The sequence below is a fragment of the Spiribacter aquaticus genome, from assembly GCF_007625215.1.
Lineage (GTDB): Bacteria > Pseudomonadota > Gammaproteobacteria > Nitrococcales > Nitrococcaceae > Spiribacter > Spiribacter roseus.
Genome location: NZ_VMKP01000001.1, coordinates 35,001 through 55,706, shown reverse-complemented (window position 1 = coordinate 55,706; position 20,706 = coordinate 35,001). Strand labels below are relative to the sequence as shown.

Annotated in this window: 23 protein-coding genes (1 of these 23 cut by a window edge); 14 read left to right on the top strand and 9 right to left on the bottom strand. The window is 68.4% G+C overall.

What is annotated here, in order from left to right:
* The first annotated feature begins 2 nt into the window (after positions 1-2).
* From FPL11_RS00255 to FPL11_RS00220, 8 genes are read left to right on the top strand one after another with little or no spacing between them, the layout of a single operon-like run.
* Positions 3-1,262: a 6-phosphofructokinase gene (locus FPL11_RS00255; protein WP_144346763.1), complete on the top strand. Its 1,260-nt coding sequence runs from the start codon at positions 3-5 to the stop codon at positions 1,260-1,262.
* A gap of 60 nt (positions 1,263-1,322) precedes the next feature.
* Positions 1,323-1,850 carry an inorganic diphosphatase gene (gene ppa / locus FPL11_RS00250; protein WP_069134350.1) on the top strand — a complete coding sequence of 176 codons (528 nt, stop codon included), beginning with the start codon at positions 1,323-1,325 and terminating at the stop codon, positions 1,848-1,850.
* A gap of 5 nt (positions 1,851-1,855) precedes the next feature.
* Positions 1,856-2,419, top strand: coding sequence for a cob(I)yrinic acid a,c-diamide adenosyltransferase (locus FPL11_RS00245; RefSeq protein WP_069134349.1), 564 nt, complete (start codon positions 1,856-1,858; stop codon positions 2,417-2,419).
* 2 nt (positions 2,420-2,421) lie between these two features.
* The gene (gene prmA, locus FPL11_RS00240; RefSeq protein ID WP_069134348.1) at positions 2,422-3,303 is read left to right on the top strand and encodes a 50S ribosomal protein L11 methyltransferase; all 882 of its coding nucleotides are present in this window, start codon (positions 2,422-2,424) and stop codon (positions 3,301-3,303) included.
* A 52-nt stretch (positions 3,304-3,355) separates the two neighbouring features.
* Positions 3,356-3,619 carry a helix-turn-helix domain-containing protein gene (locus tag FPL11_RS00235; RefSeq protein ID WP_069134347.1) on the top strand — a complete coding sequence of 88 codons (264 nt, stop codon included), beginning with the start codon at positions 3,356-3,358 and terminating at the stop codon, positions 3,617-3,619.
* Between the two features lie 18 nt (positions 3,620-3,637).
* Entirely contained in the window at positions 3,638-5,212 is a 1,575-nt protein-coding gene (gene purH / locus FPL11_RS00230) for a bifunctional phosphoribosylaminoimidazolecarboxamide formyltransferase/IMP cyclohydrolase (RefSeq protein ID WP_144346762.1), read from the top strand.
* A 21-nt stretch (positions 5,213-5,233) separates the two neighbouring features.
* Positions 5,234-6,532, top strand: a complete 1,299-nt coding sequence (gene purD / locus FPL11_RS00225) for a phosphoribosylamine--glycine ligase (RefSeq protein ID WP_144346761.1) — start codon at positions 5,234-5,236, stop codon at positions 6,530-6,532.
* Positions 6,529-6,912 carry an MAPEG family protein gene (locus tag FPL11_RS00220; protein ID WP_069134344.1) on the top strand — a complete coding sequence of 128 codons (384 nt, stop codon included), beginning with the start codon at positions 6,529-6,531 and terminating at the stop codon, positions 6,910-6,912. The genes purD and FPL11_RS00220 overlap by 4 nt, the downstream gene beginning before the upstream one ends.
* Here the strand turns inward: FPL11_RS00220 and FPL11_RS00215 are convergent.
* Entirely contained in the window at positions 6,902-7,321 is a 420-nt protein-coding gene (locus FPL11_RS00215; protein ID WP_200833606.1) for a YbaN family protein, read from the bottom strand. The two genes, FPL11_RS00220 and FPL11_RS00215, sit on opposite strands and share 11 nt — an antisense overlap.
* 103 nt (positions 7,322-7,424) lie before the next feature.
* Between FPL11_RS00215 and hemN the strand changes: the two genes are divergently transcribed.
* The gene (hemN, locus tag FPL11_RS00210; protein WP_144346760.1) at positions 7,425-8,816 is read left to right on the top strand and encodes an oxygen-independent coproporphyrinogen III oxidase; all 1,392 of its coding nucleotides are present in this window, start codon (positions 7,425-7,427) and stop codon (positions 8,814-8,816) included.
* Here hemN and FPL11_RS00205 read toward each other — a convergent pair.
* Together FPL11_RS00205 and FPL11_RS00200 are read right to left on the bottom strand one after the other, a co-directional pair.
* A complete protein-coding gene (locus FPL11_RS00205; RefSeq protein ID WP_144346759.1) occupies positions 8,813-9,271 on the bottom strand; it encodes a copper chaperone PCu(A)C in 459 nt (152 codons plus the stop codon). The genes hemN and FPL11_RS00205 overlap by 4 nt on opposite strands.
* 13 nt (positions 9,272-9,284) lie before the next feature.
* Entirely contained in the window at positions 9,285-9,965 is a 681-nt protein-coding gene (locus FPL11_RS00200; protein ID WP_144346758.1) for a histidinol-phosphatase, read from the bottom strand.
* A gap of 84 nt (positions 9,966-10,049) precedes the next feature.
* Between FPL11_RS00200 and FPL11_RS00195 the strand changes: the two genes are divergently transcribed.
* A complete protein-coding gene (locus FPL11_RS00195) occupies positions 10,050-10,598 on the top strand; it encodes an RNA pyrophosphohydrolase (protein WP_069134341.1) in 549 nt (182 codons plus the stop codon).
* Positions 10,599-10,603: 5 nt separating this feature from the next.
* Entirely contained in the window at positions 10,604-12,868 is a 2,265-nt protein-coding gene (gene ptsP, locus FPL11_RS00190) for a phosphoenolpyruvate--protein phosphotransferase (protein WP_144346757.1), read from the top strand.
* 3 nt (positions 12,869-12,871) lie between these two features.
* Here the strand turns inward: ptsP and irrA are convergent, their stop codons facing one another.
* From irrA to FPL11_RS00170, 4 genes are all read right to left on the bottom strand, one after another.
* On the bottom strand, positions 12,872-13,303 hold the full coding sequence (irrA, locus tag FPL11_RS00185) for an iron response transcriptional regulator IrrA (protein WP_083217713.1): 432 nt from the start codon (positions 13,301-13,303) through the stop codon (positions 12,872-12,874).
* A gap of 84 nt (positions 13,304-13,387) precedes the next feature.
* Entirely contained in the window at positions 13,388-13,816 is a 429-nt protein-coding gene (hemJ, locus tag FPL11_RS00180) for a protoporphyrinogen oxidase HemJ (protein WP_144346756.1), read from the bottom strand.
* On the bottom strand, positions 13,813-14,325 hold the full coding sequence (locus FPL11_RS00175) for a TlpA family protein disulfide reductase (protein ID WP_157809129.1): 513 nt from the start codon (positions 14,323-14,325) through the stop codon (positions 13,813-13,815). Before FPL11_RS00175 ends, hemJ begins: the two co-directional genes overlap by 4 nt.
* A gap of 57 nt (positions 14,326-14,382) precedes the next feature.
* On the bottom strand, positions 14,383-16,056 hold the full coding sequence (locus FPL11_RS00170; RefSeq protein ID WP_159308512.1) for a chloride channel protein: 1,674 nt from the start codon (positions 16,054-16,056) through the stop codon (positions 14,383-14,385).
* Between the two features lie 77 nt (positions 16,057-16,133).
* Between FPL11_RS00170 and argC the strand changes: the two genes are divergently transcribed.
* Together argC and erpA are read left to right on the top strand one after the other, a co-directional pair.
* A complete protein-coding gene (gene argC / locus FPL11_RS00165; protein WP_144346754.1) occupies positions 16,134-17,168 on the top strand; it encodes an N-acetyl-gamma-glutamyl-phosphate reductase in 1,035 nt (344 codons plus the stop codon).
* A gap of 67 nt (positions 17,169-17,235) precedes the next feature.
* Positions 17,236-17,586, top strand: a complete 351-nt coding sequence (gene erpA / locus FPL11_RS00160; RefSeq protein ID WP_069134335.1) for an iron-sulfur cluster insertion protein ErpA — start codon at positions 17,236-17,238, stop codon at positions 17,584-17,586.
* A 6-nt stretch (positions 17,587-17,592) separates the two neighbouring features.
* On the opposite strand, the gene FPL11_RS00155 is transcribed toward erpA, so the two are convergent.
* A complete protein-coding gene (locus FPL11_RS00155) occupies positions 17,593-18,684 on the bottom strand; it encodes an anhydro-N-acetylmuramic acid kinase (RefSeq protein ID WP_144346753.1) in 1,092 nt (363 codons plus the stop codon).
* A 9-nt stretch (positions 18,685-18,693) separates the two neighbouring features.
* Positions 18,694-20,061 (bottom strand): OapA family protein, encoded by a 1,368-nt coding sequence (locus tag FPL11_RS00150; RefSeq protein WP_144346752.1) that lies wholly within the window; start codon positions 20,059-20,061, stop codon positions 18,694-18,696.
* A gap of 89 nt (positions 20,062-20,150) precedes the next feature.
* Here FPL11_RS00150 and tyrS point away from each other — a divergent pair, with 89 nt between their 5' ends.
* Positions 20,151-20,706 carry the start of a tyrosine--tRNA ligase gene (gene tyrS / locus FPL11_RS00145; protein WP_144346751.1) on the top strand. Its footprint extends 650 nt past the window's final position, so the window shows 556 of its 1,206 coding nt (coding positions 1-556); its start codon is at positions 20,151-20,153; the stop codon falls past the right edge of the window.

Below are 20,706 nucleotides of genomic sequence, written 5' to 3'. Positions count from 1 at the left end.
ACATGCCTGCCAGAAATGCCTTCTATGCCCAGTCGGGCGGCGTCACTGCGGTGATCAATACCAGCGCCGCCGGCGTGATCGAGGCCGCCCGGGACCATCCCGAGGCCATCAACACCGTTTATGCCGGCGTCAACGGCATCCTGGGGGCGCTGGATGAGCAGCTCATCGACACTGGCCGGGAATCGGCCGAGAGCATCGCGGCCCTGCGCTATACCCCCGGCGGGGCCTTTGGCTCGGCGCGCTACAAGCTGAAGGGCCTGGACGAGAACCGCGCCGAGTACGAGCGGCTCATCGAGGTCTTCCGCGCCCACGACATCGGCTATTTCTTCTACAACGGCGGTGGGGACTCGCAGGACACCGCCCACAAGGTCTCGCAGCTCGGAGAGGCCATGGGTTATCCGATCACCTGCATCGGCGTGCCCAAGACCGTCGACAATGACCTGCCCGGCACCGATACCTGCCCGGGTTTTGGCTCGGTGGCCAAGTACATCGCCGTGGCCACCCGCGAGGCCGGGCTGGATGTGGCGTCCATGGCCGAGACATCGACGCGGGTGTTCATCCTCGAGACCATGGGGCGGCATGCCGGCTGGATCGCGGCGGCGTCGGCACTGGCCCGCGACCACGAGGAGGCCCCGCCGCACGTCATTCTGCTGCCCGAAGTGGCGCTGGATGAGGCGCGCTTCCTGGAGCGGGTCCGCGCGTGTGTCGAGCGGATCGGCTATTGCGTGGTGGTGGTCTCCGAGGGGCTGCGCACTGCCGACGGCCGGTTCGTCGCCGACCAGGGCACCCGGGATGCCTTCGGCCATGCCCAGCTGGGGGGCGTGGCCCCGGCCATTGCGGCGATGGTGCGCGAGCGCCTCGGCTATAAATATCACTACGCCATTGCCGATTATCTGCAGCGCGCCGCCCGGCACATCGCCTCAGCCACCGATGTCGAGCAGGCCCATGCCCTGGGGCGGGCCGCGGTGGAGTTCGCCGTGGCCGGGCACAATGCGGTCATGCCGACCATCGTCCGCGACGCCGACGCACCCTATCGCTGGCATATCGGTCAGGTGCCGCTGGCGGATGTGGCCAACCGCGAGGCGCGGATGCCGGCGGAGTATATCGACGCCGATAACCTGTTCGTGACCGAGGCGGCGCTGCGGTACCTGCGCCCGCTGATCGCCGGCGAGGACTATCCGCCCTACCGCGACGGACTGCCCGAGCACGTCCACCTGCGCGCGGAGCGTGTGGCGCCCCGCTGCCCGCCGTTCAGGGACTGACCCGGGCCCGGCCGCCGCGTATACTGCCGCCATCCGCATCATCCACACGAGGAGGTTTCCATGGCCTACGAGGGCATCGGCGCCGGCAAGAACCTGCCGGACGACATCAACATCATCATCGAGATCCCGGCCAATGCCGATCCCATCAAGTACGAGGTGGACAAGGACTCCGGGGCCATCATGGTGGATCGGTTCATGGGCACCTCGATGCACTACCCGGCCAATTACGGCTATATCCCCGATACCCTCTGTGGCGACGGTGACCCGCTGGACGCCCTGGTGGTCACTCCCTTTCCGCTGGCCGTCGGTTCGGTGATCCGCTGCCGGCCCGTCGGCGTACTCGAGATGACCGACGAGGGTGGCGAGGATGCCAAGCTGCTGTGCGTGCCGATCAGCAAGCTCACGCCGATCTACGATGCCGTGAATGCGCCGGAAGACCTGCCGCCGTTGCTGCTCGAGCAGATCAGCCACTTCTTTGAGCGCTACAAGGACCTGGAGCCCGGCAAGTGGGTGCGGGTGAACGGCTGGAAGGACCGGGACGCCGCGGTTGCCGAGATCAACGATTCCATCCAGCGGTTCGGCGGCTGATCCGCATGGTCAAGCTCACGCGCATCTACACCCGCACCGGTGATACCGGCCAGACCGGTCTCGGTGACGGCAGCCGCGTCGCCAAGACCGATCCGCGGGTCACCGCCTATGGCACGGTCGACGAGCTCAATGCCCTGCTGGGGATCTGCCGGCTGCACGCCGGCGGCGATCTTGAGGCGGCCCTGACCCGCATCCAGAACGACCTGTTCGACGTGGGGGCCGACCTGTGCACGCCCGAGCAGGAGGATCCGCCCTTCGAGCCGCTGCGGGTCGCCACCGGCCAGACCGAGTGGCTGGAAGGGGAAATCGACCGGGTCAATGCCCATCTTGAGACCCTGCGCTCGTTCGTGCTGCCCGCGGGCAGTCCCGCCGCCGCGCATCTGCATCATGCCCGCACCGTGGCGCGGCGGGCCGAGCGCGAGACGGCGGCCCTGGCGGTGACCACACCGATCAACGAGAACGTCCTGCGCTATCTCAACCGGCTGTCGGACTATCTGTTCGTGCTGGCCCGCGACGCCAATCGCGAAGCCGGTGGCGACGTGCTCTGGCAGCCCGGCGAACACCGCTGACCATGTCCGCCCGCCAGGTGGCGTTCGAGGTGACCGCCGATCAGGCGGAGTCGCTCGAGGCGGTGCTCGAGGCGGCCGGGGCCGAGGCGATCACCTGGGCCGAGGCACCGGGCAGCGCGGCGGTGCTTGAACCGCCGCCGGGCGAGACCCGGCTCTGGGACTGGCTGCGGGTGGAGGCACTGTTCCCCGCGGACAGCGATGTCGATGCGGTGCGCGCGGCGCTGGCCGAGGCCCTCGGCGGGGATCCGTCGGGCTGGCGCACCGCCGAGATTGCCGATCAGGCCTGGGAGCGCGCCTGGCTTGAGCACTTCCAGCCGCAGTGCTTTGGCGGGAGACTGTGGGTGGTGCCCGGCGGGCTTGAGCCGCCGGTGCCCGAAGCGGTCAATATCCGGCTCGATCCGGGGCTGGCGTTCGGGACAGGCACGCACCCGAGCACCGCCCTGTGCCTGGAGGCACTGGCCGCCGATCCGCCGTTGGACGAGACGGTGATCGACTATGGCTGTGGATCGGGACTGCTGGCCATCGCCGCGCTGCGTCTGGGCGCCCGGCGGGTGGTGGCGGTGGATAATGATCCGCAGGCGCTGACGGCCACCCGGGACAACGCCCGGCGCAACGGGGTGGAGGATCGGCTTGAGGTGCTCGGGCCGGCGGCGGCGCTGCCGGTGGCGGACCGCGTGTTGGCCAATATCCTGGCGGGTATTCTGCAGTCGCTGGCGCCACGGCTGATCGATGCGCTGGCGGTGGGGGGCCGGCTGACGCTGGCCGGACTGCTTGAAACCCAGGCCGATGCGGTGCGCGCCGCGTATGAGCCGGCCTGTCGCTTCGAGCCGGTGATCCGGGTCGATGAGTGGGCGCGGCTGGATGGTCGGCGGCGGGCGGTTTAATGGTGGGGGTGTTGCCGTTATGATTTCGGGTTTTCCGCGAAGGATTCATGCCATGGAAGACGAATCCGCCCCCGGGGGCGCCAGCGTCGGCCCGATCCGTGCCTGTGTGCATGAGACGGTGACGGCGTATTTCCGCGACCTCGATGGCCAGGCCAGTCACGATCTCCACCGCATGGTGATCGAGCAGGCCGAGGCGCCCCTGCTGGAGGTGGTCATGCGCGAGTGCGGCGGCAACCAGACCCGCGCCGCCGACGCCCTCGGCATCAACCGCGGAACGCTGCGCAAAAAGCTCCGCCATTACGGCCTCGAAGACTGACCACCACGGAGTCCCGCCATGTCCGCCGCCACCCCGCTGCCCATCCGCCGTGCCCTGATCAGCGTCTCCGACAAGACGGGGATTGAGCCGCTGGCGCGTTGCCTGGCCGACAGCGGGGTCGAGATCCTGTCCACCGGCGGTACCGCCACGCTGCTGCAGGACGCCGGGATCGATGTGGTGGAGGTCGGCGAGTACACCGGCTTCCCGGAAATCATGGCGGGTCGGGTGAAGACCCTGCACCCGCGCATTCATGGCGGGCTGTTGGGCCGACGGGGCGAAGACGAGGCCGTGATGGCCGAGCAGTCCATCCCGCCCATCGACCTGCTGGTGGTCAACCTCTACGCCTTCGAGCAGGCCGTGGCGCGGCCCGACTGCTCGCTGGAGGCGGCCATCGAGCATATCGATATCGGCGGCCCGGCGATGCTCCGGGCGGCGGCCAAGAATCATGCCGGCGTCGGCGTGGTGACGGCGCCGGCGCAGTACCCGGCGGTCATCGAGGCAGTGGCGGCGCAGGGCGGCCTCGACGCCGCGCAGCGTTACGAGCTGGCGGTGGCGGCGTTCAATCATGTGGCGCGCTACGACGCGGCCATCAGCGATTACCTGTCCGCCCGCGACGCCGACGGTCAGGTGTCGGCCTTTCCCGGCCAGCTCAACCGCCATTGGGAGAAGGCCGCGGAGCTGCGCTATGGCGAGAACCCGCATCAGCCGGCCGCGTTCTATCGCGATCCCCTGGCCCGACCGGGCAGCTTCGCCGACTACCAGCAGCGCCAGGGCAAGGCGCTGTCGTACAACAACCTGGCCGACGGCGATGCCGCCTGGGCCTGCGTGGCGGCGTTCGACGCGCCCGCCTGCGTGATCGTCAAGCACGCCAACCCCTGCGGTGTGGCGGTGGCGGCCGAGCCGACGGCGGCCTATGAGGCGGCGTTCGCCACCGATCCCACCTCGGCCTTCGGCGGCATCATCGCCTTCAATCGACCGCTCGATGCGGCCACCGCCCGGGCCATCGTCGAGCGTCAGTTCGTCGAGGTCATCCTGGCGCCGGCGGTCAGTGACGAGGCGCTGATGGTGACCGCCGCCAAGACCAATGTGCGCGTGCTGGAAGTGCCGGGAGGGCCGGTGGAGGCATCGGAATGGCGCCTGCAGCCGGTGGGCGGCGGGTTGCTCGTGCAGGCCCAGGACCGCGCCCTCACGGCCGATTCGGGCCTGCGCTGCGTGACCCGCGAGCCGGTGAGCGAGGCGCTGGCCGAGGAACTGGACTTTGTCTGGCGGGTGGCGAAGTTCGTCAAGTCGAATGCCATCGTCTATGGCCGCGAGGGCCGCACCCTGGGGATCGGGGCCGGTCAGATGAGCCGGGTCGACAGTGCCCGGATCGGCGTCAGCAAAGCCGCCGAGGCGGGCCTGGACCTGACCGGCTCGGTGCTGGCCTCGGATGCGTTCTTTCCATTCCGCGACGGCATTGACCAGGCCGCCGCGGCAGGCGTCCGCGCGATCATCCAGCCGGGGGGCTCGCGCCGCGATGACGAGGTCATCGCCGCCGCCGACGAACACGGCATCGCCATGCTGCTGACGGGCATGCGCCATTTCCGCCACTGACCGGCCATGGGGAGCAGTCCGATGAACATCCTGGTCGTGGGCAATGGGGGGCGCGAGCATGCGCTGGCCTGGCGCCTGGCACAGTCACCGCGCTGCGGCCACGTCTACGTGGCGCCCGGCAACCCCGGCACCGCCCGTGAGCCGGGGGTGAGCAACCTAGCGGTGGGCGCCGACGATATCCCGGCGCTTGTCGAGCAGGCCCGGGAACGGGCCGTGGAGATGACCGTGATCGGGCCCGAGGCACCGCTTGCCGCCGGCATCGTGGATGCCTTCGAGCAGGCGGGGCTGGCCTGTCTGGGCCCCGGGCAGGCGGCGGCCGAGCTGGAGGCCTCGAAGGCGTTCGCCAAGGCGTTCTTTGCCCGTCATGGCATTCCCAGCGCGGCGTACGCGACCTTCGAGCAGCTCGAGCCGGCCCTCGCCTATATCCGCGAGCGCGGCGCGCCGCTGGTGATCAAGGCCGATGGCCTGGCAGCCGGCAAGGGCGTGACCATTGCCCACGACATCGACACCGCGGTCGAGGCGGCCACATCCATGCTGGGCGGGGCATTCGGCGCGGCCAGCGAGCGCATCGTGGTCGAGGATTTCCTTACCGGCGAGGAAGCCAGCTTCATCGCCCTGGTGGACGGTGAAACGGTTCTGCCGCTGGCGAGCTCCCAGGATCACAAGGCCCGCGACGCCGGCGACCAGGGGCCCAACACCGGTGGCATGGGCGCTTACTCACCGGCGCCGGTGGTCACGGACGCGGTCCATGCGCGGATTCTTGAGTCGGTGATCCGGCCAACGGTGCGTGGCCTGGTGGCCGAAGGGCGTGGCTACCGGGGATTCCTCTACGCGGGTCTGATGATCGACGCCCGGGGCGAGCCGCGGGTCCTTGAATTCAACGTCAGGTTGGGCGACCCCGAGACTCAGCCGATTCTCATGCGCCTGGCGAGCGATCCGGTGACGCTGTTCGAGGCCGCGCTGAACGGTCGGCTCGACGCCGGGGCCGTGCAGTGGGATCCGCGGCCCTGTCTGGGGGTGGTGCTGGCGGCGGCGGGCTATCCCGGCGCCTATGCCAAGGGCGATGTCATCGAAGGGCTTGGCGATGCCGACGGCGACGGCCGCAAGGTGTTTCATGCCGGGACCGCGACCAACGCCCGCGACGAGGTGGTCACCGCCGGTGGCCGGGTGGTGTGCGCCTGTGCGCTGGGGGACGACATCCTGGCCGCGCAGCAGGCCGCCTATGACCTGGCGGAGACCGTGCACTGGCCGGGCCGTTTCATGCGCGCGGACATCGGTTTCCGCGCCGTCAACGCACAGCTGCAGGCGGAGTCGTCATGACGCTGGCCTACTGGATGGTGCTGGTCGCGATCTTCATGCCGTTCGTGTTCGCCGGTCTGGCAAAGTCCCGGGGCCGGTTCGACAACGCCCGCCCGCGGGAGTGGCTGGCGGGCCTGAGTGGCTGGCGCCAGCGGGCACACTGGGCGCAGTTGAACACCTTCGAGGCATTCCCGCCGTTTGCCGCGGCCGTCATCATCGCCCATCAGCTGGGGGGTGCGCAGGGCTGGATTGATGCCCTGGCGGTACTATTCGTGGTGCTGCGGCTGGGTTATGGGGCGGCCTATATCGCCGATCGGCCCACCCTGCGCAGCCTCCTCTGGACCGGGGCGTTCGCCTGCGTGCCGGGGCTGTTCGCGGTGGCGGCGCTGACTACCGGCTAGGTCCGTGGGGGCGCGTGGCCAGAAAGATGACCACGCCGGTCATGACCGCGCTGGCTGACAGGCGGGCATAGAGCGGCTCGACGCTGATCCACATCCACCCCCAGCTGAGCGCCACCAGCACCAGTGCGGTGATCTTGGCCCGGGGCCGGATCGCGCGGTGATCCCGCCAGTCCCGCAGCAGCGGGCCAAAACGCGGGTGGCTGTAGAGCCAGGCATGCAGCGCCGGCGAGCTGCGCGAAGCGCACATGGCCGCGAGGAGCAGAAACGGCGTGGTCGGCAGCAGCGGCAGCACCGCGCCGACGCTGCCGAGGCCGATGAAAAACAGCGCCAGCATCAGCCATCCGCGGCGTACCAGCCGTCTGCGCAGGGTCTCGGGCCCTGTCGAGCCGTTGTTCCCGTCCTGCTTCAAATCAATCCTCCGCCGACCCTGCACCTGACTGACACAGATCAACCCGGCCGTGTCGCACAACGCCTATGATGACATGAAACACTGCATCGGGAGCGGCGCGTCCATGGCCGACAATCTTCTTCTCGACCGGGCCCTGCTGCGTCGCTATGACGTGACCGGGCCCCGGTACACTTCCTATCCGACCGCCGCCCAGTTCACCGAGGACTTTGACGCCGCGCGTTACCGCGACCATGTCAGCTGGAGCAATGGTGATCCCATCCCCCGGCCGCTGTCGCTCTACGTGCATGTGCCGTTCTGCCGCACGGTGTGCTTCTACTGCGCCTGCAACAAGGTGATCACCGCCAACTACCGGCGGGCCCAGGACTATCTGGCCCGGCTGATCGAGGAGCTGGACCTGCAGGCGGCGCTGTTCGCCGACGACCGTCCCGTGGAGCAGCTGCATCTGGGCGGTGGTACCCCGACCTATCTGAGTGACGACGATCTGGCGACACTGATCGATGCCATCGCCGAGCGCTTTCCCCTGGCGGCGCCGGAGCGGCGCGAGTTTTCCATCGAGGTGGACCCGCGCACGGTGGACCGCCAGCGCATCCACCACCTTGCCGCGCTGGGTTTCAATCGCCTGAGCCTGGGAGTGCAGGACTTCGATGACGATGTGCAGAAGGCGATCAATCGCATCCAGGGCGTTCAGGCCACGGCCGACATCGTTGAGGAGGCACGCGCCCAGGGCTTTCGCTCCATCAATCTGGATCTGATGTACGGCCTGCCGCTGCAGACGCCCGAGCGCCTGTCGCGGACCCTGGACGCGGTGATGACCATGCGCCCCGACCGCATCGCCCTGTACAACTATGCGCACATGCCGCAGATGTTCCGCATCCAGCGCCAGATCCCCGACGCCACCCTGCCCGCGGCGGAAATGAAGCTCACCCTGCTGATCGAGGCCATGCAGCGCCTCGCCGGCGAGGGCTATCAGTACATCGGCATGGATCATTTCGCGCTGCCCGGCGATGAACTGGCTGAGGCGGCCGATAACGGCACCCTGCACCGCAACTTCCAGGGTTATGCCACCCGCCCCGATCTGGATCTGATTGGCCTGGGGGCCTCATCCATTGGCCAGATCGGGGATGCCTTCATGCAGAATCATCGTGACCCCGAGGGCCATGCGGCCGCGGTCCGCGCCGGCGAGCTGCCGATCTGGCGGGGCGTGGCCATGGACGACGACGACCGCCTGCGCCGCGATGTGATCCAGGCGGTGATGTGCCGGGGGCGGGTCGACTACGCGGCGATTGAGGCGCGTCATGGGATCGATTTTGCCGACTACTTCGGCGATGCCCTCGTGGGCCTCTCGCCGCTGGTGGATGACGGCCTGCTCACGCTGGCGCCCGGCGCGCTTGAGGTCACGCCGCGGGGGCGGTTTTTCCTGCGCAACGTGGCGATGCCGTTCGACGCCTACCTGGCAGCGGCCGGCGGCGAACGGCGCTTCTCCCGCGTGATCTAGTCGACGCCCATGGCCGTGGGGGCCAGCACCTCGACGTTGACCCGGAGGGTGCCGGCGGTCTCGGCCTCGAGTTCAAGGCTGAAGCGCTCGCCCTCGGTGAGGGCCTCGTCAATGCCCATCATCATCACGTGCCGGCCGCCGGGCTCAAAGGTCACGCTGCCCTCAGCGGGCACGCGCACCCGGGGCGTGTGGACCATGCGGCTATTGCCGCCTTCCTCGATGGTGCGATGCAGTTCGGCGCGGCCGGCGCGCCCGGTGTGCACGCCGACCAGGGTGTCACTGCGCCGGCTGTCATTGCGGATTTCAAGGTAGACGGCGCCCTTGGAAAAACCCGGTGGCGTCGCCCGCGCCCAGGCGTCTTCAATGATCAGCTCGGCCTGCGCGGCGCCCGCCAGGGCGGTGCCGATCAGGGCGGTGGTCAACCAGGCGAATCGGTGAAGGGCGGTGCGGTGCATGCTCGGCCTCCTGTCAGGCAAGGGGTTGCGGGGTATCGCCGGCGCGCAGCGTCAGCATGGGCCAGCCGTTGGCGCGGGCCGCGGCTGCCAGCACCGGGTCGGGATCGATGGCCACCGGCTGGTCCACCACTTCGAGCAGCGGCAGGTCGTTGCGCGAGTCGCTGTAGAAGTGAAGGGTGTCGAAGCGCTGCTCCTGCGCGTCCAGCCACGTCCGAAGCGCCTCGATCTTGCCGGCCTGGAAGGTCGGGATGCCGGCAGGCCGGCCGGTGTAACCCGCCGGGCCGCGCTCGGGCTCAGTGGCCAGCAGCACCGGAATATCGAACAGCGCCGCGATCGGGGCGGTGACGAAGCGGTTGGTGGCGGTGATGATCATCAGCGCATGGCCGCGCCGGCGATGGTCGTCGACCAGCTCACAGGCGGCGGGCAGGATCCGGGGGCGGATGTGGCGCTCGATGAACGCGTCCCGCCAGTCCATCAGGCGGGATTCGGGGTGATCAGCGAGCGGCCGCAGGGCGAACTGCAGAAAGGCCTCGATGTCGAGCTCGCCGGCCTCGTAGTCGCGCATGAACTGCCGGTTGCGGGCGTCGAACTCGTCGCGCTGAACCGCACCCTGTTCAATCAGATGCTGGCCCCAGAGGTAATCGCTGTCGCCTTCAAGGAGGGTGTTGTCCAGGTCGAAAATCGCCAGCTGCACGCTTTAATCCCGTTGTCGCATTGCCGCTTGATTCTGCGGTGTGGAAGAATAAGCCGCAACAGGATTCTTGATTTGGTGAAGTAAGTGATTGATTCAAAAGGGTTTCGTCCAAATGTCGGGATGATTCTGGCCAACGGCGCCGGCGAGCTGCTGTGGGCGCGCCGCGTGGGCCAGAACGCCTGGCAGTTCCCCCAGGGCGGGATCCAGCGTAATGAAAGCCCCGAGGCGGCCCTGTACCGCGAACTCAACGAAGAGGTGGGGCTGACGCCGGCGGATGTCGCCGTGCTGGGGTCGACGCGGGGCTGGTTGCACTATCGCTTGCCCCGGCACCTCATCCGTCGCCGTCAGCGGCCGACCTGCATTGGCCAGAAACAGGTCTGGTTCCTGCTGCAGCTGCGCTCGGCGGACACCCGGGTGCGGCTCGACGCCAGCCCCGACCCGGAGTTTGATCGCTGGGACTGGGTGTCCTACTGGTATCCGCTGGAGGCCATCGTGTCGTTCAAGCGCGATGTCTATGCCCGGGCGCTCGACGAGCTCGCCCCCCTGTTATTCCCCGAGGGCCCGCCGGCGCGGCCCGCTGACGCCGGTTGCGGGCAGCCGCCGGCCATTCCCCGACCCGGCCAGGGGCGCTAGCCGGCGTGCTGGAAACGCTCCACCGCATTGTCCAGGCGGTCAATGCCGCGGGCGATTTCCGTCAGGCGCTGGAGATCATTGTCGAGCGTGTGGCCGAGGCCACCGGTGGCGACGTCTGCTCGGTCTATCTGCTCGAGGGCGATGGCGGGCATCTTCGCCTGATGGCCACCCGCGGCCTGAATGTGGATGCCGTGGGCCAGGTGCGCCTGCCGGTGAGCGAGGGGCTGGTGGGACTGGTGGCCGAGCGCGAGGAGTCCATCAACCTCAACGATGCCGATCGGCATCCGCGGTTCCGGTATTTTCCCGAGACCGGCGAGGAGCGCTTCCACTCCTTCCTGGGCGTCCCGATCATCCACTATCAGTCACGGCTGGGCGTGCTGGTGGTCCAGCGCCAGGCCCGTGACCGGTTCAGCGATGCCGAAGTCGCGTTTCTGGTCACCATGGCGGCGCAGCTCGCCGGTGTCATGGCCCACGCCCGGGTGCGCGGCGAACTGACCGACCCGGGGGACGCCGATGACGGTCATCCGCTGGGGCTCGACGGCATTGCCGGGGCGAGCGGCCTGGGGATCGGCGAGGGGCATGTCATGACCGTCCCCGCCAGCCTCGACAGCATTCCGGATCGACGCATCCGCCATGTCGAGGCCGAGGAGAACGCCTTTGGCCGGGCGCTGGAGGCGGCCCGGGCCGACCTTCGCGGGCTGGCGGCCCGTATGCAGGGACAGGTGCCGGCGGCCGAGCAGCAGCTTTTTGACGTGTATCTGCAGATGCTCGACGGCGACAGCCTGCGTGAGCGCATCGTCGCGCACATCCATGCCGGCCATTGGGCGCCGTTCGCCGTGCGCCTGACCATTGCCGAGCATGCACGCCGCTTTGAGGCCATGGATGATGCCTATCTGCGCGAGCGCGCCAGTGATCTGCGCGATGTCGGGCAGCGGCTGCTGAGCCGGCTGCTGAGCGTTGGCGAAGAGGATCAGCCACTGCCCGACCGGGTCATCCTGGTTGGTGAGGAGGTGAGCGCCTCGCAGCTGGTGGAGATCCCCCGGGACAGGCTGGCGGGCGTGGTCAGCGCCGGCGGATCGGCCAACTCGCACATCGCGATCCTGGCCCGGGCCCTGGGGGTGCCGGCGGTGATGGGCGTGCGCGAGCTGCCGGTGCACGGCCTGCACGGCCGTGCGCTGATCGTCGATGGCTACCGCGGCCGGGTCGAGGTGGATCCCGCGCCGGCGCTGCATGATGAGTACCAGCGCCTGGCCGAGGAGGAGGAGGCGATGACCGCCGGGCTGGCGGACATTGCCGGTGAGCCGGCGGTGACGCCGGATGGCCATTCCATCAGCCTGACCGTGAATACCGGGCTCGCCGCCGAGATCGAGCGGGCGCTGGAGGTGGGTTGTGCGGGCGTCGGCCTGCATCGTACCGAGTTTCCGTTCATGGTCAGCCCGCGGTTTCCCGGCGAGGATGAGCAGATCGAGCGCTATCGCGAGGTGCTCGAGGCGTTCGCCCCGTTGCCGGTCACCCTGCGCACGCTGGACGTCGGCGGGGACAAGCCGTTGCCCTACTTCCCCAGTCACGATGAAAACCCGTTTCTGGGCTGGCGCGGCGTGCGCATGACCCTGGATCATCCGGAGATCTTCCTGACCCAGTTACGGGCCATGCTGCGGGCCTCGGTGGGCCTCGACAACCTGCGGGTGATGTTCCCGATGGTGAGCCGCGTCGAGGAGGCCGAGCGGGCCGCGGCACTGCTGCGCCGCGCCCATGCCGAGCTGGCCGAAGAGGGGGTGGTGACCGCGATCCCGGCCATCGGCGCCATGATCGAGGTGCCGGCGGCGGTCTATCAGGCCGAGAGCCTGGCGCGGCGGCTCGATTTTCTGTCCATTGGCAGCAACGACCTGGCGCAGTACCTGCTGGCGGTCGATCGCAACAACAGCCGGGTGGCATCGATCTACGACGAGTTGCACCCGGCGGTGTTGCGGGCGGTGGCATCGGTGGGCGAGGTCGGGCAGCGCCTCGGCAAACCGGTGTCGCTGTGCGGAAGCATGGCCGGCGAGCCCGCGATCGCGCCGCTTCTGATGGCGATGGGGCTGGAGAGCCTGTCGATGAGCAGTGGCCGCATCCTGCGGGTCAAGCGCGTGATCCGGACCATTCCCTATTCGGCCGCGCAGGCCCTGCTTGAAGCGGTACTGGCCTGCGAGACCCCCGGCGAGGTGCGGCGGTTGGTGAACGCCGAGATGGACCGCTACGGTCTGGGGGGACTGATCCGGGCCGGCTGGTAACCGTCAGCCCGGGCGACGCACCCGCACGATGACGTCGACGCCCTCGATGGTCTTGCCAGGGGGCGGCGTCGGCAGGCCGTCCACCGCCACGCGGTTGTGGGGGATGTCTTCCATCTCACCGGTTTCCTCGTCGAGGAAGTGGTGGTGCGGGTCGACCTTGGTGTCAAAGTAGATGCGGCGCGGGTCGGCGAGGATCTCGCGCAGCAGCCCGGCTTCGGTGAACTGGTGCAGGGTGTTGTACACCGTCGTCTGGGAGAGCCGCATGCCGGCCTCAATGGCCTCGGCATACAGCTCTTCGGCGGTGATGTGGCGCTCGCCCTGACCGAAAATGAGCCCGGCCAGCCCCATGCGCTGACGGGTCGCCCGCAGGCCGGCGCCCTGCAGCAGGTCGCGCACGTAATCATCATGTTGGCGGGAGAACAGCGCAGACGTCATTACAGACACCATTGTGGACTTGATCAGTACTCTATAAGGGTAGCATGGAATGCCGGCCGCGCCACAGCCATCAGGCGCTGGCGCTCAGGCCCAGGGCTTGAGCTCGACCAGCAGGACCACGGCGATCAGAACCAGCACGGGCAATTCGTTGAATACACGATACCAGCGGTGACTGCGGGTGTTGCGATCCTCGGCAAAGGCCCGCAGCAGTCGACCGCAGTACAGATGATAGCCGATCAGCCCCACCACCAGCAGTATCTTGACATGCAGCCAGCCCTGTTCCAGCCAGAACGGCTGGACCACGATCAGTGCCACGCCGAGTCCCACGGCCACCACCGCGCTGGGGTTCATGATGCCACGGTAGAGCTTGCGCTCCATGACCCGAAAGCGCTCGCGGCCGGGTTCATCCTCGGTCATGGCGTGATAGACGAACAGCCGCGGCAGATAGAACAGCGCCGCGAACCAGGTCACCACGGCAATGATGTGAAAGGACTTGATCCACAGCGCGGTCATGCCGACTGTCGCTCCGCGAGCATTGGCTCGAGTTGTTCGCGCAGTCCCTCGAAGTCGATCGGGCCAATGCGCTGCCAGACCACGCCCCCGTCGGGGTCGATGAGTACCGTGGTGGGCGTCACGCGGACCTGGTTGAAGGCATTGGCGATGCGGCCGCCGTTATCCAGAACGATGTCATAGGGCAGGCCGCGGCGCTCGACCAGCGCCCGCACCTGATCGCGCGGATCGTAGTCCATCGCCACGCCCAGGATGGTCAGGCCCTCATCCCCCAGGTCGTGGTGCAGCTCCACCACTTCGGGCATTTCCTGGATGCAGGTCGGGCAGGTGGTGGCCCAGAACACCAGCATGACCGCCTCGCCGCGGTGCTCCGCCAGCGCGGTCTGCGCGCCGTCGAGGCGCTCGAGTTGAACATTGGGGGCCGGCTCGCGCGTCGGCGGGGCAAACCAGACATAGCCCACCAGGCCGACGATGACCAGGGCCAGTACACCCACTAACCATTCTTTTCGCACGGCAGACCTCATTGCAGGTTGATGACCGTCAGTATAGCAACTGTCCGACCCGGAACATCAGTCCAGATAGGCGTCATGAATGGCCTGGCGGGTGACGATGCCGGTCCACTCGCGGGCACCCCCGCTCGCCGGCCGGGTAACCAGCAGTGCCGCATCACCCGCCCCGCGCAGCCGCTCGAAGGCATCCCGCAGGCTGGCCTTTTCATCGATGGGCAGCAGCGCGACGGCGTCGGCGAACGGCGGCTGGCCGGCCTGCTGGTGGGCGCGCAGTGTATCAATGCGACAGGCCCTGTCGGGCAGGGCCCCTTCGTCGGGGGCGGCCAACACCCACTCGGTGGTGTCGGCCAGCACGGGCAGTTGCTCACAGCGCGGGTTGACCAGCTGGAGGATGCCGAGCCGGCTGGCCGCCTGCAGCAGCGGATTCTGACGGGGGTCGAGGCCGCGTTCGCCGAGTTCGAGGTGGTAGACCGAGTCGGTCCAGAACACCTCGCGGGCGCTGAGGGTGGCCGCCGCGATGGCGAGCATGCCGGGCATGATGATGCCGGGATTGGCGGTCAGCTCGAGCATGGCGGTGAGCGCCGCCAGCGGGGCGCGCAGTGTCGCCCCCATCATCGCGCCCATACCGAGCAGCGCGTACAGGGCGGGACCGCCCAGCGGCAGCGGGATCAGTGACTCGGCCAGCAGACCCACCGCGCCACCGGCGGCGGCGCCCATCACCAGGGTGGGGCCGATCAGGCCGCCGGGCACGCCAAGACCGATGATGGCGGCGGTGGCCAGCAACTTGGCGCCGGCCAGCCCCACCAGCAGGGCAACGCCCAGTTCGCCGGCGAATGTCGCGGCGATGGTGTCATAGCCAATGCCCATCACCTGCGGATAGGCGAGGCCGATGAGACCGACGACCAGTCCGCCCACCAGCGCCCGTGGCACGACCGGCCAGTGACCGAGCCAGCGGCTGCTGTGGCGCAGGGTGCGGATGAACGCGGCCGCCAGTCCCCCGAGCAGCAGGCCGAGGCCCATGACCAGCGGCAGCTCGTGGAGTCCCTGGATGCTCAGTGCAGGGATAGTGAAGACGATCCCGGCGCCGAACACCAGGTGGGCCAGCGCAGTGGCGGTGACCCCGGCAATGATCACCGGCAGAAACCCGGCGATGGTGTACTCCATGACCACCACCTCCATGGCGAAGGCGACGCCGGCGAGCGGGGTGTTGAACGAGGCGCCGATGGCGGCGGCCGTGCCGCAGGCCACCAGGGTGCGCAGACTGTTATGCGGCAGGCCCAGGCGTTGTCCGATCTGGCTGCCGGTGGTGGCACCCAGGTGCACGCTCGGCCCCTCGCGGCCCACCGAATGGCCGCTGGCGATGGCAAGGGCGGCGGTCACGAACTGGTGAATGGCGTTGCGCAGCGGCAGCAGGGCCTCGTGGTAGGCGGTGCGCTCGATGACAAAGCCGATGCCGGTGCGCGGGTCGCGATGCGCGATGTGGCGCATGTAAAGGCCGATCACGGCCGCGCCGGCAATCGGCAGCAGCAGGCGCTGCCAGGCGGGCAGCCCCTCGTAATCGCCAAGCTGGCCGCCGGGCAGCAGCCCGTGCTGGGCGGATTCGTAGAGCAGTCGAAAGGCGATGACCACGGCCGCCGTCAGTGCCCCGGTGATGACCCCCAGAACGGCCATGACAACCGGCGCACGGCCGATGGACAGGCGGTATTTCTGGCGCTGTGTCGGGATTGTCTGCACTGAATGGCTCACCATCGGCGCCCGGCGGGCGTGTCTGGCATCATACAGACTGTATGGGAACAGCTCAGGGGATGATGATGACCATTAGCGCCGCGATCGTGGGTGGAACAGGCTATACCGGGCTCGAGCTGCTGCGCCTTCTGGCCGGGCATCCGCAGGTATCGCTCGAGGTGATCACCTCGCGGGCCCAGGCCGGTCAACCGGTCAGCGCCGTCTACCCGAACCTGCGCGGGCATGTGGACCTGGCATTCTCCCCGCCCGATCCGGCGGTGCTGGCGGGTTGCGACGTGGTGTTCTTCGCCACGCCCAACGGCACCGCCATGGAAATGGCCCCGGCGCTGGTGGAGCAGGGGGTTCGGGTGATTGATCTGGGGGCCGATTTCCGGATCCGCGATCTCGGCGTCTGGTCGCACTGGTACGGCATGGACCACGCCTGCCCGGCGCTGGCCGCAGAGGCGGTCTACGGGCTGCCCGAGTATGGTCGCGAGGCGATCCGCCAGGCGCGCCTTGTGGCCAACCCCGGCTGCTATCCCACCGCCGTGCAGCTGGGGTTCCTGCCTCTGCTCGAGGGGGGGCTGGTGGCCACCGACACGCTCATCGCCGATGCCAAGTCCGGCGCCAGCGGCGCCGGGCGTGTGCCCAAGCCGCATACCCTGCTATGCGAGGCCGGCGAAAACTTTCATGCCTACGGCGCCTCGGGGCATCGCCATCTGCCGGAAATCCGCCAGGGGCTGGAGCGGGCCGCCGCGCAGCCGGTGGGGCTGACCTTCGTCCCGCATCTGGTGCCGATGATCCGCGGTATTCACGCCACCCTCTATGGCCGCCTGCGCGATCCGGCGGTGGATCTGCAGGCCGTCTATGAACGGCGCTTTGCCGACGAACCTTTCGTGGACGTGCTGCCGCCCGGCAGCCATCCCGAGACCCGCAGCGTGCGGGGCAGCAACATGGTGCGCATCGCCGTGCATCGGCCCGAGGGCGGCGACATGGCGCTGGTGCTGGCGGTGGAGGACAACCTGGTCAAGGGCGCCGCGGGGCAGGCCGTCCAGAACATGAACCTGATGCTGGGGCTGCGTGAGACACTGGGACTGCAGGGCATCAGTGTTCTGCCGTAGTGACGATTGACGGGGTATTGGACAGGCAGGAGAATCATCGACGTGATGATCAACAGGAGTCAGGGTCATGAGTGAAGTGGCGGAGCAGGAAGAACTGCTGGTGTTTACCGATAACGCCGCGACGAAGGTGCGACAGCTCCTCGACGAGGAACAGAACGACGACCTCAAGCTCCGGGTGTACATCACGGGTGGCGGTTGCTCGGGTTTTCAGTACGGGTTCATGTTCGATGAATCCGAAGAGGCCGGTGACGCGATGATCGAGAACGGCGGCGTGAAGCTGCTGGTCGATCCCATGAGCAGCGCCTACCTGGAAGGCGCCGAGATCGATTATGTCGAGGGCATCGAGGGCGCCCAGTTCGTGATCCGCAATCCGAATGCCAGCACCACCTGCGGCTGCGGGTCGTCCTTCGGGGTCTGAGGACGCTCAGGCCGGATAGATCCCGCCCAGAACGGTGGGTCGCCGCGCGCCGGTGATCGCCGTCAGGTCCACCGGCTCGCCAAGCAGCGTGGCGCGGCCCAGCCAGGCAAAGCCCAGCGCTTCGACCTGAAGCGCGGGGATACCCAGCTCATCGCTGGTCCTCAGGGGGCGCTCGCCGCCCAGCCGATGGTCGAGCGCCCGGCACAGGGCGGTGTTGGCCGCCCCGCCCCCGGTGATGACGACATCCCGTGGCCCGCCGCCCCAGCGCTCGACGGCGGCAGCGATGGTCTCGGCGGTCAGTGCAAGCAGGGTCGCCTGCCGGTCGACGGGTTGGGCCGGCTGCCCGGCATGGGCGTCCAGCCAGCGCGGGTCAAAGGTGCTGACGTCAAGGCTCTTTGGCGGCGGGCGCTGGAAGTAGGGGTCGGCCAGCAGTCGGGCCAGAAACGCTGAATCCACCTGGCCCGATGCGGCCCACGCGCCGTCACGATCGAAGGCCGAATCCAGGTATCGCCGCGCGCCGGCGTCCATCAGTGCATTGCCGGGACCGGTGTCGAATCCCGCCTCGGCGCGTCCGCCGGCTGCGAGTACCGACAGGTTCGCCACGCCCCCGACATTGACCACGCAGCGGCGCTGCTCCCCGCCCAACAGGGCCGCATGAAAAACCGGCGCCAACGGGGCGCCGACGCCGCCGGCCGCCAGATCGCGCTGGCGAAAGTCCGCCACCACGGGCAGACCGGTCGCCTCGGCGAGCCGGCTGGGGTCGCCGGCCTGACAGGTGACGGGCGGATCGGACAGGGGGGCATGCCATAGGGTCTGACCGTGCAGGGCGATGGCGCTGACCTCGCGGCGGGTGCTGCCAGTGGCATGGAGCAGGGACTCCACCGCGGCGGCATAGACGCCGGCCAGCCGGGCGTCGAGCGCCAGCAGATGGTCCAGCGGGCTATCGGCATTGATGTTGCGCAGGGCCGTCGCCAGCTCAGCGCTGTAGGGGGAGTGGACATGCCCGCACGGCCGGGGGTGGCCGCGGGCATCAAAGTCGGCCATCACCGCATCGACACCGTCCAGACTGGTGCCGGACATCAGGCCGATCATGCGCATGGGTTGCGCTCAGTCGCCGGCTTGGGCGACGCGGGTGGGGCTCAGCCCGTCGAGTTTGGCGATCAGCGGGGCGGCCTGGCGCTCGAAGTCGTCGCGATAGCGCTCAGCGATGGGCTCGGCCTCGGGCAGATCCACCGTGCGGGGATTGCGGTGCGTCCCGTCGACGCGGAATTCGTAGTGCAGGTGCGGGCCAGTGGACAGGCCGGTGCTGCCGACATAACCGATGATGTCGCCCTGCTTGACCCGATCGCCCACCGAGTGGCCATTGGCGAAGCGGCGCATGTGCGCATACAGCGTGGTGTAGCGCATTCCGTGCTTGAGCACCACGGTATTGCCGTAACCCCCTTTGCGGCCGCGCTCGATGACTTTGCCATCGCCGGCCGCCTTGATCGGTGTCCCGGGCGGAGCGGCGTAATCGGTGCCCCGATGCGGGCGCTTGGTGCCATAGACCGGGTGCACGCGGTCGGGGTTGAACTCCGAACTCACGCGCGTGAAGTCGGTGGGTGTGCGCAGGAAGGCCTTGCGCATGCTGCGCCCGTCCGGGGCGTAGTAGTTGCTCTCGCCTTCCGGCGTCTCGTAGCGCAGGGCGCGGAAGCGCTCGCCGCGATTGACGAATTCAGCTGCCAGGATCCGGCCGTTACGCACCTTCTGACCATCGCGGTACAGGGTTTCATAGACCACGGCGAACGAGTCATTGCGGCGAAGGTCCAGGGCAAAGTCGATGTCCCAGCCGAAGATGCCGGCGAGCTGCATGATCAGGCGATCGCTCAGCCCGGCTTCGATGCCGGCGTTGTACAGCGAACTGGCGATGCGGCCTTCCGCCTCCGCGGTGCGTCGTTCGAGCTCGACGGTCTCGACGCGGGGTTGCCAGTCACCCGCGGCATCCCGGGTCATGTGCAGGGTCCGCGTCGGGCTCATTGCATAACGAAGGCCCACAAGGCGCTCGTTGTCGCTGACCTGCAGATACAGCTCGTCGCCGGGAAACAGCCGGGTCAGTTGACTGGCGGGATCGCCGGCGTTGACCACGTCATGGACGTCGCGGGCGCTGAGCCCGGCTCGCTTGAACAGCGCGGCGAGGTTATCGCCGTTACGCACTGTCTCGACACTCCACTCGGCGACGGGTGTCTCCGCCGACTCATCCGCGGCACTCGCCACCGGTCGGGTATTGGACACCCGGTCCATCAGCGTATCGGCGTCGGGCAGGGAGGCGGTGCTGCGGGTTGGCGCCGCCGTCGTCGGCACGCCGGGCGCGTCGGGCAGCGCCACCGCCCGCGAGGCCTGCGCCTGTTCCGGGGGATTGGAGGACGGGGCGATGAGGGCCGCGGCGATCAGCGCCGAGCCCGTTACCAGCAATCCCGTTTTCAGCCGTCTGTTCATGAGCCGGAACAATAGCCCCGGCCCGAATCCGGGTCAATTAGGATAGAATCGCGCGCCACGGCCATTGGGAATGACAACGGGAGAACAGCATGGGCGAGGTGGACGCCGCACTGGAGGCGCTCTGGCGAGGGGCCGATGAGATCATTCGTGAGGACGAGCTGCGCGAGCGACTGGCGAGCGGTCGGCCGCTGCGCATCAAGGCCGGCTTCGACCCCACGGCGCCGGATCTGCATCTGGGGCATACGGTGCTCATCAATAAGCTGCGCCAGTTTCAGGATCTGGGGCATCAGGTGGTGTTCCTGATCGGCGATTTCACCGGACGCATCGGCGATCCCAGCGGCCGCAGCGCTACCCGCCAGCCGCTTACCGGCGATGATGTCGTGCGTAATGCCGAGACTTACCGCGAGCAGATCTTCCGCATTCTCGACCCCGACCGGACCGAGGTCGTGTTCAACTCCACCTGGATGGGCGAGATGAGCGCCACCGATATGATCGAGCTGTCAGCTCGGTACACCGTCGCGCGCATGCTCGAGCGCGATGACTTTCACAAGCGCTATCAGGCCAACCAGTCCATCGCCATCCATGAATTCATGTATCCGCTGATCCAGGGTTACGACTCGGTGGCGCTACGCGCGGATGTCGAGC

Excerpts from the sequence above, each read along its gene's own strand:
- FPL11_RS00245 (WP_069134349.1), top strand. The coding sequence starts at position 1,856 with ATGGTCAAGCTCACGCGCATCTACACCCGCACCGGTGATACCGGCCAG.
- erpA (WP_069134335.1), top strand. The coding sequence starts at position 17,236 with ATGAGTGAAGTGGCGGAGCAGGAAGAACTGCTGGTGTTTACCGATAAC.
- FPL11_RS00255 (WP_144346763.1), top strand. The coding sequence starts at position 3 with ATGCCTGCCAGAAATGCCTTCTATGCCCAGTCGGGCGGCGTCACTGCG.
- purH (WP_144346762.1), top strand. The coding sequence starts at position 3,638 with ATGTCCGCCGCCACCCCGCTGCCCATCCGCCGTGCCCTGATCAGCGTC.
- irrA (WP_083217713.1), bottom strand. The coding sequence starts at position 13,303 with ATGACGTCTGCGCTGTTCTCCCGCCAACATGATGATTACGTGCGCGAC.
- purD (WP_144346761.1), top strand. The coding sequence starts at position 5,234 with ATGAACATCCTGGTCGTGGGCAATGGGGGGCGCGAGCATGCGCTGGCC.
- FPL11_RS00220 (WP_069134344.1), top strand. The coding sequence starts at position 6,529 with ATGACGCTGGCCTACTGGATGGTGCTGGTCGCGATCTTCATGCCGTTC.
- FPL11_RS00150 (WP_144346752.1), bottom strand. The coding sequence starts at position 20,061 with ATGAACAGACGGCTGAAAACGGGATTGCTGGTAACGGGCTCGGCGCTG.
- ppa (WP_069134350.1), top strand. The coding sequence starts at position 1,323 with ATGGCCTACGAGGGCATCGGCGCCGGCAAGAACCTGCCGGACGACATC.
- argC (WP_144346754.1), top strand. The coding sequence starts at position 16,134 with ATGACCATTAGCGCCGCGATCGTGGGTGGAACAGGCTATACCGGGCTC.
- FPL11_RS00205 (WP_144346759.1), bottom strand. The coding sequence starts at position 9,271 with ATGCACCGCACCGCCCTTCACCGATTCGCCTGGTTGACCACCGCCCTG.
- hemJ (WP_144346756.1), bottom strand. The coding sequence starts at position 13,816 with ATGACCGCGCTGTGGATCAAGTCCTTTCACATCATTGCCGTGGTGACC.
- hemN (WP_144346760.1), top strand. The coding sequence starts at position 7,425 with ATGGCCGACAATCTTCTTCTCGACCGGGCCCTGCTGCGTCGCTATGAC.
- FPL11_RS00235 (WP_069134347.1), top strand. The coding sequence starts at position 3,356 with ATGGAAGACGAATCCGCCCCCGGGGGCGCCAGCGTCGGCCCGATCCGT.
- prmA (WP_069134348.1), top strand. The coding sequence starts at position 2,422 with ATGTCCGCCCGCCAGGTGGCGTTCGAGGTGACCGCCGATCAGGCGGAG.
- FPL11_RS00155 (WP_144346753.1), bottom strand. The coding sequence starts at position 18,684 with ATGCGCATGATCGGCCTGATGTCCGGCACCAGTCTGGACGGTGTCGAT.